The organism is Pseudomonas asplenii (assembly GCF_001293465.1).
Taxonomy (GTDB): domain Bacteria; phylum Pseudomonadota; class Gammaproteobacteria; order Pseudomonadales; family Pseudomonadaceae; genus Aquipseudomonas; species Aquipseudomonas fuscovaginae_B.
Genome location: NZ_JSYZ01000030.1, coordinates 1 through 14,125 on the forward strand (window position 1 = coordinate 1; position 14,125 = coordinate 14,125).

Annotated in this window: 13 protein-coding genes; 7 read left to right on the plus strand and 6 right to left on the minus strand. The window is 65.2% G+C overall.

Annotated features, from left to right (window positions below):
• Positions 1 to 34: 34 nt before the first annotated feature.
• From PF66_RS29365 to PF66_RS29375, 3 genes are all read right to left on the minus strand, one after another.
• The gene (locus tag PF66_RS29365) at positions 35 to 1,000 is read right to left on the minus strand and encodes an L-carnitine dehydrogenase (protein ID WP_054064607.1); all 966 of its coding nucleotides are present in this window, start codon (positions 998 to 1,000) and stop codon (positions 35 to 37) included.
• A gap of 97 nt (positions 1,001 to 1,097) precedes the next feature.
• Positions 1,098 to 1,985: a 3-keto-5-aminohexanoate cleavage protein gene (locus tag PF66_RS29370; protein WP_054058516.1), complete on the minus strand. Its 888-nt coding sequence runs from the start codon at positions 1,983 to 1,985 to the stop codon at positions 1,098 to 1,100.
• A 72-nt stretch (positions 1,986 to 2,057) separates the two neighbouring features.
• Positions 2,058 to 3,002 (minus strand): choline ABC transporter substrate-binding protein, encoded by a 945-nt coding sequence (locus PF66_RS29375; RefSeq protein WP_054058515.1) that lies wholly within the window; start codon positions 3,000 to 3,002, stop codon positions 2,058 to 2,060.
• A 194-nt stretch (positions 3,003 to 3,196) separates the two neighbouring features.
• Between PF66_RS29375 and PF66_RS29380 the strand changes: the two genes are divergently transcribed.
• Complete coding sequence (locus tag PF66_RS29380; RefSeq protein WP_054058514.1) at positions 3,197 to 4,141, plus strand: GlxA family transcriptional regulator; 945 nt, start codon at positions 3,197 to 3,199, stop codon at positions 4,139 to 4,141.
• Between the two features lie 39 nt (positions 4,142 to 4,180).
• On the opposite strand, the gene PF66_RS29385 is transcribed toward PF66_RS29380, so the two are convergent.
• From PF66_RS29385 to PF66_RS29395, 3 genes are all read right to left on the minus strand, one after another.
• Complete coding sequence (locus tag PF66_RS29385; RefSeq protein WP_054064608.1) at positions 4,181 to 4,597, minus strand: DUF3010 family protein; 417 nt, start codon at positions 4,595 to 4,597, stop codon at positions 4,181 to 4,183.
• 41 nt (positions 4,598 to 4,638) lie between these two features.
• Positions 4,639 to 5,415, minus strand: a complete 777-nt coding sequence (locus PF66_RS29390; protein WP_054064609.1) for a hypothetical protein — start codon at positions 5,413 to 5,415, stop codon at positions 4,639 to 4,641.
• A gap of 157 nt (positions 5,416 to 5,572) precedes the next feature.
• Entirely contained in the window at positions 5,573 to 5,974 is a 402-nt protein-coding gene (locus PF66_RS29395; RefSeq protein WP_054058071.1) for a lysozyme inhibitor LprI family protein, read from the minus strand.
• Positions 5,975 to 6,219: 245 nt separating this feature from the next.
• Here PF66_RS29395 and PF66_RS29400 point away from each other — a divergent pair, with 245 nt between their 5' ends.
• The 6 genes from PF66_RS29400 to PF66_RS29425 all read left to right on the plus strand — a co-directional run bounded on the left by PF66_RS29400 (position 6,220) and on the right by PF66_RS29425 (position 14,102).
• Entirely contained in the window at positions 6,220 to 7,197 is a 978-nt protein-coding gene (locus tag PF66_RS29400) for a dipeptidase (protein WP_017903678.1), read from the plus strand.
• 97 nt (positions 7,198 to 7,294) lie between these two features.
• A complete protein-coding gene (locus PF66_RS29405; RefSeq protein WP_003228980.1) occupies positions 7,295 to 7,825 on the plus strand; it encodes a DUF5943 domain-containing protein in 531 nt (176 codons plus the stop codon).
• A gap of 15 nt (positions 7,826 to 7,840) precedes the next feature.
• Positions 7,841 to 9,901 (plus strand): dimethylglycine demethylation protein DgcA, encoded by a 2,061-nt coding sequence (gene dgcA / locus PF66_RS29410; RefSeq protein WP_054058072.1) that lies wholly within the window; start codon positions 7,841 to 7,843, stop codon positions 9,899 to 9,901.
• 251 nt (positions 9,902 to 10,152) lie between these two features.
• Positions 10,153 to 12,096 (plus strand): dimethylglycine demethylation protein DgcB, encoded by a 1,944-nt coding sequence (gene dgcB / locus PF66_RS29415; RefSeq protein WP_054058073.1) that lies wholly within the window; start codon positions 10,153 to 10,155, stop codon positions 12,094 to 12,096.
• Entirely contained in the window at positions 12,096 to 13,316 is a 1,221-nt protein-coding gene (locus tag PF66_RS29420; RefSeq protein WP_054064610.1) for an electron transfer flavoprotein subunit alpha/FixB family protein, read from the plus strand. Before dgcB ends, PF66_RS29420 begins: the two co-directional genes overlap by 1 nt.
• A 15-nt stretch (positions 13,317 to 13,331) precedes the next feature.
• Entirely contained in the window at positions 13,332 to 14,102 is a 771-nt protein-coding gene (locus PF66_RS29425) for an electron transfer flavoprotein subunit beta (protein ID WP_054064611.1), read from the plus strand.
• Positions 14,103 to 14,125: the final 23 nt, after the last annotated feature.

Below are 14,125 nucleotides of genomic sequence, written 5' to 3' on the forward strand. Positions count from 1 at the left end.
CTCGCCCGCGAAAGCGCCCCCGGCCCCGCTGAACTTACTCGCTGAAGCTCATGCCATGTTTGGCCTTGGTGCTCTTTACCGCATCCAGCACCGCCAGCAGGCAGTCATCGCGATAGCGCTCCAGCGCCGAAATGCTGTGGCGGCCCAACTGCTCGCTGGTGCCCTCGACCACGTCGTCGATCAGCTTGTCGGTCAGTTCCGGCGCCGGCAGGTAGGTCCACGGCAGTTGCAGGGCAGGGCCGAACTGGGCCATGAAGTGGCGCATGCCGGCATCGCCACCGGCCAGGGTGTAGGTCAGGAAGGTGCCCATGAACGACCAGCGCAGCCCGGCGCCGAAGCGGATCGCGTCGTCGATTTCGCCGGTGCTGGCAACGCCGTCGTTGACCAGGTGCAGCGCCTCGCGCCACAGCGCTTCGAGCAGGCGGTCGGCGATGAACCCTGGGACTTCCTTGCGCACGTGCAGCGGGCGCATGCCGAGGGATTCATAGACCTTGATCGCCGCCTGCACGGCTTGCGGCGCGGTCTGCCTGCCGCCGACCACTTCCACCAGCGGCAGCAGGTACACCGGGTTGAACGGGTGGCCGACCACGCAGCGTTCCGGGTGGGTGGCGCCTTCGTAGAACTCGCTGGGCAGCAGACCCGAGGTGCTGGAGCCGATCAGCGCGTTGGGCTTGGCCGCGGCGCTGATCTTGGCGTGCAGCTCGAGTTTCAATTCCAGGCGTTCCGGGGCGCTTTCCTGGATGAAGTCGGCGTCTTTCACGCATTCCTCGATGGTGGCGACGAAGCGCAGGCGGTCCTGGGAGGCACCGGGCGCCAGGCCCTGTTTCTCCAGGGCGCCCCAGGCGTTGGCGATGCGCTTGCGCAGGGCCGCCTCGGCGCCGGGCGCCGGGTCCCAGGCGATCACGTCGAGGCCGTGGGCGAGGGCGCGGGCGACCCAACCGCTGCCGATGACACCGCTGCCGAGGGCAGCGAAGGTTTTGATCTCAGTGATAAAGCTCATGACGAATTCCTGCATGGTCGGAGGTGGGTAATGCGGTCCCTTGTAGGAGCGTCGGCCGGCCACTCCTACAGGATTTTTGGTGTTCTTTCGGGGCGGCTCAGCCGCGCTTGGCCAACCCCATCTTCGCCCGGCCCTCGGCTGGGGTCAGGACGCGGGCGCCCAGGCGGCTGAGGATTTCCGTGGCCCGCTCGACCAGTTGGCCGTTGGTCGCCAGCACGCCCTTGTCCAGCCAGAGGTTGTCTTCCAGGCCGACCCGCACGTTGCCGCCCAGCAGCACTGCCTGCGCGGCCATCGGCATCTGCATGCGGCCGATGCCGAAGCCGGCCCAGACCACGTCCGGCGGCAGGTTGTCGACCATGGCCTTCATGGTGGTGGTGTCGGCCGGTGCGCCCCATGGGATGCCCAGGCACAGCTGGAACAGCGGGTTGTCCAGCAGGCCTTCCTTCATCATCTGCTTGGCGAACCACAGGTGGCCGGTATCGAAGATCTCCAGCTCGGCCTTCACCCCCAGTTCCTGGATACGCTTGGCGCCGGCGCGCAGTTGCGCCGGGGTGGAGACGTAGATGGTGTCGCCGTCGCCGAAGTTGAGAGTGCCGCAGTCCAGGGTGCAGATTTCCGGCAGCAGGGCCTCGACATGCGCCAGGCGGGTCAGCGGGCCGACCAGGTCGGTATTCGGGCCGAACGCCATGGGGTTCTCGCCGGCGCCGATTTCCAGGTCGCCGCCCATGCCGGCGGTGAGGTTGACGATGATGTCGACGTCCGCCTCGCGGATGCGCTCCATCACTTCGCGGTACAGCGCCACGTCGCGGCTGAACTTGCCGGTTTCGGGGTTGCGGACGTGGCAGTGCACCACGGTGGCGCCGGCCTTGGCCGCCTCGACGGCCGCCGCGGCGATCTGCTTGGGCGTGACCGGCACGTGTGGGCTCTTGGCGGTGGTGTCGCCAGCACCGGTGAGAGCGCAGGTGATGATGACGTCGTGGTTCATGGTGCGGGTTCCTTACAGGCGTGGTGGTTCACACCGCAGCCGACAGGGCTGCGGGGGATGATGGGTATCGGGTTACTGGCTGGTCAGCTGCAGGTTCCCGGCGGCCGGGCGGCCATCGAAAGTGGTCACCCCCTGCAGCCAGCGGGCCTGGTCCTGCGGGTGGTCCTTGAGCCACTGGCGGGCCGATTCGAGGGCGTCCTTGTGGTCGAGCAGCGGTTGCATCATCCGGCTCTCGTCCTCGGCGCTGAAGGTCAGGTTGGTCAGCAGCCGGTTGATGTTCGGGCACTGCTCGGCGTAGGTCGGCGAGGTCACGGTCCACACCGTCGCCATGCCTTCGTTCGGGCCCAGGGCATCCTCGCTGCCGGTGAGGTAGGTCATCTGCACGTTGACGTTCATCGGGTGCGGCGCCCAGCCGAAGAACACCACGGCCTCCTTGCGCCGCACGGCGCGGTCGACGGCGGCGAGCATGCCGGCCTCGCTGGACTCCACCAGCTGGAACTTGCCGAGGCCGAACTGGTTCTTGGCGATCATTGCCTTGATCTGGGTATTGGCGCCCGAACCGGGTTCGATGCCGTAGATCTTGCCGCCCAGCTCCTTCTCGAATTTGGCGATGTCGGCGAAGGTCTTCAGGCCCTTGTCGGCCAGGTAGGTGGGCACCGCCAGGGTCGCGCGGGCGTCCTTGAGGCTCGGTTCGGCCAGCACCTTGACCTGCCTGGCGTCGACGAACGGGGTGATGGTCTGGGTCATCAGCGGGTTCCAGTAGCCGAGGAACAGGTCCAGGCGCTGGTCGCGGATGCCGGCGAAGATGATCTGCTGGGAGGCGCTGGTCTGCTTGACCTGGTAGCCGAGGCCTTCGAGCAGCACCTGGCTCATGGCGCTGGTGGCGATCACGTCGGTCCAGTTGACCACGCCGAGGCGGACGTTCTGACAGGAGGCCTGGTCGGCGGCCATCACGCTGGCGTTCAGGAGCGCGGCGCCGGTGAGTGCGAGTGCACAGCGGCTGATCAGTCGTTTCATGCGGGTATCCTCGGCAGGTCGTTATTGTCGGTTCCGGCGTCTGATGCGCCGGTGATGCTCAAGTTACGCAGCCTGGGTGATCTGAAAACGCCCTACGGCGACCGACTCTTGCACTGCGGCGACCAGCGCTATTGCTCCTGCCTGCGAACTGGCGTATCACAGCGACAACGCTACCCGTCTTGCGAGTGCGCTCCATGTCCCAGGATCTCTATTTCTTGTTGATGCCAGGTTTTTCGGCGATGGGCTTCATCTCGGCGATCGAACCGCTGCGCGTGGCCAATCGCTTTCGCGGCGAGCTGTATCGCTGGCACGTGCTGAGCGCGGATGGCGGCGCGGTGCTGGCGAGCAACGGCATGTCGGTCAACGCCGACGCGGCACTGGAACCCCTGAAGAAAGGTGCGACCCTGCTGGTGGTCGCCGGCTTCGAGCCGCTGAAATTCGTCACCCCGGCCCTGGAACACTGGTTGCGCCGCCTGGACGGCGAGGGTGTCACCCTCGGCGGCATCGACACCGGCAGCGTGGTGCTGGCCGAGGCCGGCCTGCTTGAGGGCCATCGGGTGACGTTGCACTGGGAGGCACTGGAGGCGTTCAAGGAGTCCTATCCACAGTTGGAAGTGACCCAGGAACTGTTCGAGATCGACCGTCGGCGGATCACCTGTGCCGGCGGTACGGCGTCGATCGACATGATGCTCGACCTGATCGGCCAGGCCCATGGCCCGGAACTGGCGATCCAGGTGTCGGAGCAGTTCGTGCTCGGGCGCATTCGCCCGCGCAAGGACCACCAGCGCATGCAGATCGCCACGCGCTACGGCATCAGCAACAAGAAGCTGGTGCAGGTGGTCGGCGAGATGGAGCAGCACATGGAACCGCCCCTGAGCACGCTGGAGCTGGCGCAGTCGATCAAGGTGACACGACGCCAGCTGGAGCGGCTGTTCCGCCTCCACCTCAAGGACACCCCGAGCAACTTCTACCTGGGCCTGCGCCTGGAAAAGGCCCGGCAGTTGTTGCGCCAGACCGACATGAGCGTGCTGGAGGTGAGCATCGCCAGTGGCTTCGAGTCGCCGTCGTACTTCACCCGCAGCTACCGGGCCCGGTTTGCCCAGTGCCCGCGCGAGGACCGGCGGGCGCTCAAGGTCTAGCGGCGTGCTGTGGAGCCGGCGGTGCGCCGGTGCCCGGCGCTACTTCTTCAGCAGCGCCGCACAGGCCGCCTTGTAGGCTTCGTGCTGGTACTTGTTCAGCGTGCCCGGCAGATCGAAACCGTGCTTCTTGTGCTGGGCATTGAGGGTCTGCGGCGATAGCAGCGTCACTTCGCAGTGGTCCAGCAGTTGCACGATGGCCTCGATCTTGAAGGTGGTCGGCCCGCCGGCGAACTCGCCTTTCTTGCTGCGTTTCCTGATGGCGATGCGAGTGATGCCATTGGCCTCGACGAACGCCCGCAACTGGCTGGCGAAGGCCCTGACGTTGGCAGCTTCGTCATCATCGTCCAGGGCGATCTTCTTGATAGCGACAGCCAAGTGTTCCGGCGTGGCATCCCGCAGGGTGGCGAGGGCGAAGATGGCTTCGCTGCCCTTGATTTCGATACCGCAGATAGTCATTTGAATCCTTAGTAGCCCGTTTGGGGCCTTCCAGGGGGAGGTCAATGCATGCTTCTACGCAAATCCAGCATGATCTTGTCGAAGTAGTCGACCCGGATGATACCCAACCGCGGGAACTCGAAGTCGAGAATCACGTAGAGCACGCAGACCATCACCAGCGCATAGCCGAAGATATGCAACCAGTTGTGCCGGGCGCTGCCGGCCATGCCGTAGCCGATGAACAGGGCGCTGACCTGGGTCAGGGCGATCAGCATCAGGTAGATGATCAGTGGCGGGTGGGTTTCCAGGGCCACGCTGCGGGTGGTGGTGATGTCGATCATCGCGTTGAGTGCCTGCAGCAGGCTGACGCCCAGGGTCGGCGTCGGCATCTGTTGCAGGCCGGCGATCGCCTGCTTCCAGATCTCCTGTTGCAAGGCACTGGCCCGGGCATTCTCGCGGCTGGCCAGGTCGATATCGGTGAGGTCGCGATAGTAGGCGATGCGCGCATCCACATAGTCGCGAAAGGCCTGGCGCAGGGCGGGCTGGCTGGCCGGCGGCAGCAGGTCCAGGCGCAGCCAGGCGGTGCCCATGGCGTTGGTTTCCTCGACGATCAGCGTGCGCCGGGTGTCCATGCGCGTGGCCGCACCGGAGAAGGTGAAGGCGATCAGCAACGCCAGCAGGCCGAACACCGCGCCCTCGATGGCACCGATGCCGGTGCGCGCGCCCTCGGGGTCGGCGGCCAGGTGTCGGGCGCCGACCCGCCGGCCGACCTCGATGAACAGCACGATGGCAACGAAAATGAGCAGGGCATACAGCGGAATGGCTGAGAGTGAGCGCATACGAAAATCCTCTGATTATCGTGGTCGACTCGCCTGTACAGCCGGTTCAGGGCTTGAGTGGTTGCCTATCAGTTAAGTTTCGTCGTGGGGCTTGTCAAGGCGCCGGCCGCAAACGGCCAGCCCGGGCCGGGCACCGACCTGTCGATGCCCATGCGCGTCATTCCTGCAGCAGCGATTCGAGAAACTCCGAGCGTTCGTCGCTCTTGCTCGCCAGGCAGTCGTTCAGGTCGATGTTGTACTGCTTGCTGCCGACCTTGGCCGGCAGCGGCGCAATGGCGCAGTCGGCGTCGCGCGACTGGGTCCAGAGCTGCTGGGCCTTTTGCAGCCTGGCGGTGATGTCGGTCTGCTCGGCCTTCTTGCTGGCGTATTGCGACGTCACCCGATCCAGCAGCGCCTGGAAGTTGTCCTTGAGCAACTGATCGGCGGTGTTCTTGTTGTAGGTGGCGCATTCCAGGGTCTGCTGGTCGTCCGCAACCGCATCGCACGGCGAGTTGTCGGTGTCTTCAGCCGCATGCACACCCACGCTGACAAGGGCCAAGGCCAGGAAAATCGATTTCATTACGGCGTCCTGAAGCTGATGGGAGAACGGTAAACGGCAATTCTGTCTCATGCCGAATGCAAAGAATAGTCGTACAACGATAAGTGCTGGAGCCTACTGTCTTGACGCCCTTTGTCGCGGATTGACGCTTTCGGCAATTCCCCTGTCGTTTTTGCACCCGGCTCCGACAGGCCCTGGGCATATGCTGGGTCCAAAGCGCCGGCAGACGATTCGGCGCATGAATTGCCAATAAAGGGGACAGCCTGATGAGCCCAGCCGAGTTACACGCCGACAGCATCGTTATCGACGGGCTGATCATTGCCAAATGGAACCGCGAACTGTTCGAGGACATGCGCAAGGGCGGGCTGACCGCCGCCAACTGCACCGTGTCGGTCTGGGAGGGCTTCCAGGCTACCGTCAACAGCATCGCCGCCAGCCAGAAGCTGATCCGCGAGAACAGCGACCTGGTGATGCCGGTACGGACCACCGCCGACATCCGCAAGGCCAAGGAACTGGGCAAGACCGGCATCCTCTTCGGCTTCCAGAACGCCCATGCGTTCGAAGACCAGATCGGCTACGTGGAGATCTTCAAGCAACTGGGCGTGGGCATCGTGCAGATGTGCTACAACACCCAGAACCTGGTCGGCACCGGCTGCTACGAGCGTGACGGCGGCCTGTCGGGCTTCGGTCGCGAGATCGTCGCCGAGATGAACCGTGTCGGCATCATGTGTGACCTGTCCCACGTCGGTTCCAAGACCAGCGAGGAAGTCATCCTCGAATCGAAGAAGCCGGTGACCTACTCCCACTGCCTGCCTTCGGGCCTGAAAGAGCACCCGCGCAACAAGTCCGATGCGGAACTTAAGTTCATCGCCGACCACGGCGGCTTCGTCGGTGTGACCATGTTCGCGCCGTTCCTGGCCAAGGGCATCGACTCGACCATCGACGACTACGCCGAAGCGATCGAGTACGTGATGAACATCGTCGGCGAAGACGCCATCGGCATCGGTACCGACTTCACCCAGGGCCATGGCCAGGACTTCTTCGAATACCTGACCCACGACAAGGGCTACGCCCGCCGCCTGACCAGCTTCGGCAAGATCATCAACCCGCTGGGCATCCGTACCGTGGGCGAGTTCCCCAACCTCACCGAGACCCTGCTCAAGCGCGGTCACAGCGAGCGCGTGGTGCGCAAGATCATGGGCGAGAACTGGGTCAACGTCCTCAAGGAGGTCTGGGGCGAATAACCCCCGACGACGTCCTTTTTTTGCTGATTTCCCCTGCGCGCCGGTCGCGCAGGGCGTACGCGGCCAGCCGCAAACAATGAATTCTGGAGTGTTTCCCATGGCTAAAATCGCCCCGCAACTGCCCATTGAAGTCGACAGCGAGACCGGTGTCTGGACCTCTGACGCATTGCCGATGCTCTACGTGCCACGCCATTTCTTCGTCAACAACCACATGGGTATCGAAGAAGTGCTGGGCGCCGAAGCCTATGCCGAAATTCTCTACAAGGCCGGCTACAAGTCCGCCTGGCACTGGTGCGAAAAGGAAGCCGAATGCCACGGCCTGGAAGGCGTCGCGGTATTCGAACACTACATGAAGCGCCTGTCGCAGCGCGGCTGGGGCCTGTTCAAGATCCAGGACATCGACCTCGACAAGGGCACCGCCAGCGTCAAGCTCGAGCACTCGGCGTTCGTCTACGTCTACGGCAAGGTCGGGCGCAAGGTCGACTACATGTTCACCGGCTGGTTCGCCGGCGCCATGGACCAGATCCTGGCCGCCCGTGGCAGCAAGATCCGCACCGTGGCCGAGCAGGTCTATGGCGGTTCCGAAGAGGGCCACGATGATGGCCTGTTCACCGTCAAGCCGCTGTAAGTCGAGGATCGCATCATGGCTTTCGAAGCAATGTTCCAGCCGATCCAGATCGGCAAGCTGACCATCCGCAACCGCGTGCTCAGTACCGCCCACGCCGAGGTGTATGCCACCGACGGCGGAATGACCACCGACCGCTATGTGAAGTACTACGAGGAAAAGGCCAAGGGCGGCATCGGCCTGGCGATCTGCGGCGGATCGTCGGTGGTCGCCATCGACAGCCCGCAGCAGTGGTGGAGCTCGGTGAACCTGTCCACCGACCGCATCATCCCGCACTTCCAGAACCTGGCCGACGCCATGCACAAGCATGGCGCCAAGATCATGATCCAGATTACCCACATGGGTCGTCGCTCGCGTTGGGACGGCTACCACTGGCCGACCCTGATGTCGCCCTCGGGCGTACGGGAGCCGGTGCACCGCGCCACCTGCAAGACCATCGAGCCGGAAGAGATCTGGCGGGTGATCGGCAACTACGCGCAGGCGGCCCGCCGTGCGAAGGAAGGCGGCCTGGACGGCGTCGAACTGTCCGCCGTGCACCAGCACATGATCGACCAGTTCTGGAGCCCGCGGGTCAACAAGCGGACCGACGAATGGGGCGGCAGCTTCGAGGGCCGGATGAAGTTCGGCCTGGAAGTGCTCAAGGCCGTGCGCAAGGAAGTCGGTGACGATTTCTGCGTCGGCATGCGTATCTGCGGTGACGAGTTCCACCCGGACGGCCTGTCCCACGAGGACATGAAGCAGATCGCCAAGTACTACGACGACACCGGCATGCTCGATTTCATCGGCGTGGTCGGCTCGGGTTGCGACACCCACAACACCCTGGCCAACGTCATCCCGAACATGAGCTTCCCGCCGGAGCCGTTCCTGCACCTGGCTGCCGGTATCAAGGAAGTGGTCAAGGTCCCGGTGCTGCACGCGCAGAACATCAAGGACCCGAACCAGGCCACCCGTATCCTCGAAGGCGGCTACGTGGACATGGTCGGCATGACCCGCGCGCACATCGCCGACCCGCACCTGATCGCCAAGATCAAGATGGGCCAGGTCGACCAGATCAAGCAGTGCGTCGGTGCCAACTATTGCATCGACCGCCAGTACCAGGGCCTGGATGTCCTGTGCATCCAGAACGCCGCCACCTCCCGTGAATACATGGGCGTGCCGCACATCATCGAGAAATCCACCGGGCCCAAGCGCAAGGTGGTGATCGTCGGTGCCGGCCCGGCCGGCATGGAAGCCGCCCGCGTGGCGGCCGAACGGGGCCACGACGTGACCCTGTTCGAGAAGAAGGACAGCATCGGTGGCCAGATCACCACGGCGGCCAAGGCGCCGCAGCGTGACCAGATCGCCGGTATCACCCGCTGGTTCCAGCTGGAACTGGCCCGGCTGAAGGTCGACCTGCGCCTGGGTACCGCCGCCGACATCGCGACCATCCTCGACCTGCGTCCGGACATCGTCGTGCTGGCCGTCGGCGGGCATCCGAACCTGGAGCAGAACGAACACTGGGGTGCCGCCGAAGGGCTGGTGGTCAGCAGTTGGGACGTGCTCGACGGCAAGGTCGCGCCGGGCAAGAACGTGCTGGTCTACGACACCATCTGCGAATTCACCGGCATGTCGGTGGCCGACTTCCTCGCCGACAAGGGCAGCCAGGTCGAGATCGTCACCGATGACATCAAGCCGGGCGTGGCGATCGGCGGTACGTCGTTCCCGACCTACTACCGCAGCATGTACCCCAAGGAAGTGATCATGACCGGCGACATGATGCTGGAAAAGGTCTACCGCGAGGGCGACAAGCTGGTGGCGGTGCTGGAGAACGAATACACCGGTGCCAAGGAGGAACGGGTGGTCGACCAGGTGGTGGTGGAGAACGGCGTCCGTCCGGACGAAGCGCTCTACTACGGGCTCAAGGACGGTTCGCGCAACAAGGGCCAGATCGACGTCGAGGCGCTCTTCGCGATCCAGCCGCAGCCTTGCCTGAGCCAGTCCGGCGACGGCTACCTGCTGTTCCGTATCGGCGACTGCGTGGCCCAGCGCAACACGCATGCGGCGATCTATGACGCGCTGCGTCTGTGCAAGGATTTTTGACGGCATCACACCATCACCTGTGGTGCGGGGCGGGCTTGATACCGAAAACGCCGCGTAACCTGTAGGAGCAGGGCTTGCCCGCGAATGCGTCCTTGAGGTCGCCAAAAGCTTCGCGGGCAAGCCCTGCTCCTACAGGGATGGTGTTCGGTCCTGACTGAATGGCATCGGGCCCTTCTCGCCACCAGTAGGTGCATGGCTTCACTGGCATGCAATTAACCCTTGCAAGGCCTTAGGTCTTTGGGAGCTTCACCATGTTGAACACCCTTCTTCCCATCCTGCTGTTCGCCGCCCTGGGCCTCGCCGTCCTCGGCGCGCTGCGGCGGGTCGCCATGTGGCGCCGCGGCCGACCGTCGAAGGTCGATCTGATCGGCGGCCTGTTCGCCATGCCCAAGCGCTACATGGTCGATCTGCACCATGTGGTAGCGCGGGACAAATACATCGCCAATACCCACGTCGCCACCGCCGGTGGCGCGGTGGCGTCGATCGTCCTGGCGCTGCTGGTGCATGGTTTCGGCCTGCACAACCGCATTCTCGGCTACGCCTTGCTGCTGATGTCGGCGGTGATGTTCGTCGGGGCGATCTTCGTCTACCGGCGCCGGCGCAACCCGCCGTCGCGGCTGTCGAAAGGCCCGTGGATGCGCCTGCCGAAAAGCCTGCTGGCGTTTTCGGGCTCGTTCTTCCTGGTCACCCTGCCGGTGGCCGGCATCCTGCCGGAAGACTTCGGCGGCTGGGTGCTGGCGCTGATCCTCGGCGTCGGTGTGCTGTGGGGCGTGTCGGAGCTGTTCTTCGGCATGACCTGGGGCGGGCCGATGAAGCACGCTTTCGCCGGTGCCCTGCACCTGGCCTGGCACCGCCGCGCCGAACGCTTCGGCGGCGGCCGCTCCACCGGCCTCAAGCCGCTGGACCTGAATGATCCACAGGCGCCCCTGGGTGTGGAAAAGCCCAAGGACTTCACCTGGAACCAGCTGCTGGGCTTCGATGCCTGCGTGCAGTGCGGTAAATGTGAGGCCGCCTGCCCGGCGTTCGCCGCCGGCCAGCCGCTGAACCCGAAAAAACTGATTCAGGACATGGTGGTCGGCCTCGCCGGCGGCACCGATGCCCAGTTCGCCGGCAGCCCGTATCCGGGCAAGCCGATCGGTGAACATGCGGGTAACCCGCACCAGCCGATCGTCAACGGCCTGGTGGATGCCGAGACCCTGTGGTCCTGCACCACCTGCCGTGCCTGCGTCGAGGAATGCCCGATGATGATCGAGCACGTCGATGCCATCGTCGACATGCGCCGGCACCTGACCCTGGAAAAGGGCGCGACGCCGAACAAGGGCGCCGAGGTCCTGGAAAACCTGATCGCCACCGACAACCCTGGCGGTTTCGCCCCCGGCGGTCGCCTGAACTGGGCGGCCGACCTGAACCTCGCCGTGCTCGGCGAGAAGAAGAGCACCGACGTGCTGTTCTGGGTCGGCGACGGTGCCTTCGACATGCGCAACCAGCGCACCCTGCGTGCCTTCGTCAAGGTGCTGAAGGCGGCCAAGGTCGACTTCGCGGTCCTCGGCCTGGAAGAGCGCGACAGCGGCGACGTGGCACGTCGCCTGGGCGACGAGGCGACCTTCCAGCTGCTCGCCAAGCGCAATATCCAGACTCTGGCCCAGTACAGCTTCAAGCGCATCGTCACCTGCGACCCGCACAGCTTCCACGTGCTGAAGAACGAGTACGGTGCCTTTGGCGGCAACTACCGGGTGCAGCACCACAGTACCTACATGGCCGAGCTGATCGGGGCCGGTGCCCTGAACATCGGCCAGCACAAGGGCAACAGCGTGACCTATCACGACCCTTGCTACCTGGGCCGCTACAACGGCGAATACGAGGCGCCGCGCGAGGTGCTGCGGGCCCTCGGGATCGAGGTCAGGGAGATGCAGCGTTCCGGTTTCCGTTCCCGCTGCTGCGGCGGTGGTGGCGGTGCGCCGATAACCGACATTCCGGGCAAGCAGCGGATTCCCGACATGCGCATGGAAGATATCCGCGAGACCGGCGCCGAGCTGGTGGCCGTGGGGTGCCCACAATGCACGGCGATGCTCGAAGGAGTGGTCGAACCGCGCCCGATGATCAAGGACCTGGCCGAGCTGGTGGCCGATGCCCTGCTCGAAGAGGCACAGCCGAGCAAGCCGGCGCCCAAGCGTGAACCCGCGGAGGTGCACTGATGAGCGATATTATCCGTCGCGACCCGCGCGCCGAGCGCATCGCCCGCAACCGCCTGCATCCGCTGCATGCGGCGATGCAGCCGGTGCAACACAGCTGGATGGGCCCCAACGGGGTCATCCGCAAGAACCCCCATGGCGTCGGTTTCATCGGCCCCAACGGCATCAAGCGCATCGACCGCAGTGGCGCCCAGCAGGGCGGCACCACCAAGCGTTCGGCCAGCGTCGAGGTGCAACTGCCGCTGCACCAGGTGGCCCAGCCGGCGTTCCACATCTGCGTGGTGCCGGACATGGTCGGCGGCCGCCTGAGCAGCCACGACCGCGACCTGCTCGGCCTGGCCCATCAATTGGCCGGCAAGGACGGCGCGGTGTTGGCCGTGGTCTTCGGCGAACACAAGGAAAGCTCCTTCGCGACCGCCGGTGTCGATCGCCTGCTGGTGCTCGAGGGTGACGAGTTCAACGGTTATTCACCGGAGCAACGGGTCCAGGGCCTGCGGGCTGTGGATAACCAGTTCGATCCTCGCCACTGGCTGCTGCCGGACAGCCGCAGCGGTGGTGGCGAACTGGGCCGGCGTTTCGCCGCCAGCCTGGGCGAACGCCCGGCCACGCGGGTCTGGCAGGTCAAGGACGGCGAGTGCATCGGCCGCGCCGGTGCCGGCCTGCAGGACCTGGCACGACCGCTGGCCCGGGTGATCCTGGCCGCGGCCGAGTGTGCCGAACCGGTCAGCGAAACCCGTCACGAAGCCTTGCCCGTGGAGTTGTCCACAGGCATCGCCCGCAGCCTGTCGCGCATCGAGGATCTCGGCGCAGTGGCCGTGGACCCGGCGGCGATTCCCATGGCCGAGGCCGAGTTCATTTTCTCCGGCGGCAACGGCGTCCAGGACTGGCCGCTGTTCCACGAGACGGCGGCGGCGCTGGGCGCCACCGAAGGCGCTTCGCGGGTGGCGGTGGACGATGGTTTCATGACCCGCGATCGCCAGGTCGGGGCCAGTGGTACCTGGGTGACCGCGCGGGTCTATGTCGCCGTGGGCATTTCCGGGGCGATCCAGCACCTGCAGGGCATCGGTGCCTGCGACAAGGTGGTGGCGATCAACCTCGATCCGGGCTGCGACATGATCAAGCGCGCCGACCTGTCGGTGATCGGCGACAGCAACGAGATCTGCCGCGCGCTGATCGCCGCGGTGACGGCATATCGCAATGGCGCCAAGCGCGATGCGGCCTAAGGTGGGGGTAAGTTCATGAACACGAATGTCATCAGCCTGGTATCGATTGGCGCCCACCCGACCTCCGGCCGCGCCCGTCGCGCCGAGCAGGATGCCCGGGCGGTGGAGTTGGGCCTGCAACTGGCTGGGGATAACTTGCAGGTGGTGCATGCCGGCGATGTCGCCGAGCCGGCGCTGCGTGCCTACCTGGGCATGGGCCTGTCGGAGATGCGGGTGCTCGAGCAGCCGGCCGGCGCCGATGCGCTGCCGGTACTGACCGATTACTTGCGCGACGTCGGTGCCCAACTGGTGCTCACCGGCAGCCAGGCGGAAACCGGCGAGGGCTCGGGGATGTTGCCGTTCCTGCTGGCGGAAAACCTCGGTTGGCCGCTGGTGGTGGGTTTGGCCGAGGTCGAGTCGATCACGGCTGGCGTGGCCCAGGTACTGCAGGCCTTGCCCCGCGGTCAGCGGCGGCGGCTGAAGGTGCGTTTGCCGTTTCTCGCCACGGTGGATAACGCCGCGCCCAAGCCACGGCAGAGCGCCTATGGCCCGGCGCAGCGCGGGGTGCTGCAGGCTGAGGAAGTGGAGGTGCTGGAGGACGAGTTGTTCGCCAGTGCCCAGCTGCAGCCGGCCAAGCCACGGCCCAAGCGGTTGAAGGTGATCAAGGCGAAGAGCGGTGCCGACCGGATGAAGGCTGCCACAGCCAAGGCCAGTGGCGGCGGCGGGCAGGTGCTCAAGGGCGTCAGTGCCGAAGCGGGAGCCGAGGCGATCCTCAAGTTGCTGATCGAGGAAGGCGTAGTGCGCTGACCGCACTCGAGGTTGGCCGCCTG

What these genes read in the sequence shown, in the direction of transcription:
- PF66_RS29400 (WP_017903678.1), top strand. Translation starts at nt 6,220, where the DNA reads ATGAGCCCAGCCGAGTTACACGCCGACAGCATCGTTATCGACGGGCTG.
- dgcB (WP_054058073.1), top strand. Translation starts at nt 10,153, where the DNA reads ATGTTGAACACCCTTCTTCCCATCCTGCTGTTCGCCGCCCTGGGCCTC.
- PF66_RS29375 (WP_054058515.1), bottom strand. Translation starts at nt 3,002, where the DNA reads ATGAAACGACTGATCAGCCGCTGTGCACTCGCACTCACCGGCGCCGCG.
- PF66_RS29370 (WP_054058516.1), bottom strand. Translation starts at nt 1,985, where the DNA reads ATGAACCACGACGTCATCATCACCTGCGCTCTCACCGGTGCTGGCGAC.
- PF66_RS29405 (WP_003228980.1), top strand. Translation starts at nt 7,295, where the DNA reads ATGGCTAAAATCGCCCCGCAACTGCCCATTGAAGTCGACAGCGAGACC.
- PF66_RS29390 (WP_054064609.1), bottom strand. Translation starts at nt 5,415, where the DNA reads ATGCGCTCACTCTCAGCCATTCCGCTGTATGCCCTGCTCATTTTCGTT.
- PF66_RS29395 (WP_054058071.1), bottom strand. Translation starts at nt 5,974, where the DNA reads ATGAAATCGATTTTCCTGGCCTTGGCCCTTGTCAGCGTGGGTGTGCAT.
- PF66_RS29425 (WP_054064611.1), top strand. Translation starts at nt 13,332, where the DNA reads ATGAACACGAATGTCATCAGCCTGGTATCGATTGGCGCCCACCCGACC.
- dgcA (WP_054058072.1), top strand. Translation starts at nt 7,841, where the DNA reads ATGGCTTTCGAAGCAATGTTCCAGCCGATCCAGATCGGCAAGCTGACC.
- PF66_RS29380 (WP_054058514.1), top strand. Translation starts at nt 3,197, where the DNA reads ATGTCCCAGGATCTCTATTTCTTGTTGATGCCAGGTTTTTCGGCGATG.
- PF66_RS29385 (WP_054064608.1), bottom strand. Translation starts at nt 4,597, where the DNA reads ATGACTATCTGCGGTATCGAAATCAAGGGCAGCGAAGCCATCTTCGCC.
- PF66_RS29365 (WP_054064607.1), bottom strand. Translation starts at nt 1,000, where the DNA reads ATGAGCTTTATCACTGAGATCAAAACCTTCGCTGCCCTCGGCAGCGGT.
- PF66_RS29420 (WP_054064610.1), top strand. Translation starts at nt 12,096, where the DNA reads ATGAGCGATATTATCCGTCGCGACCCGCGCGCCGAGCGCATCGCCCGC.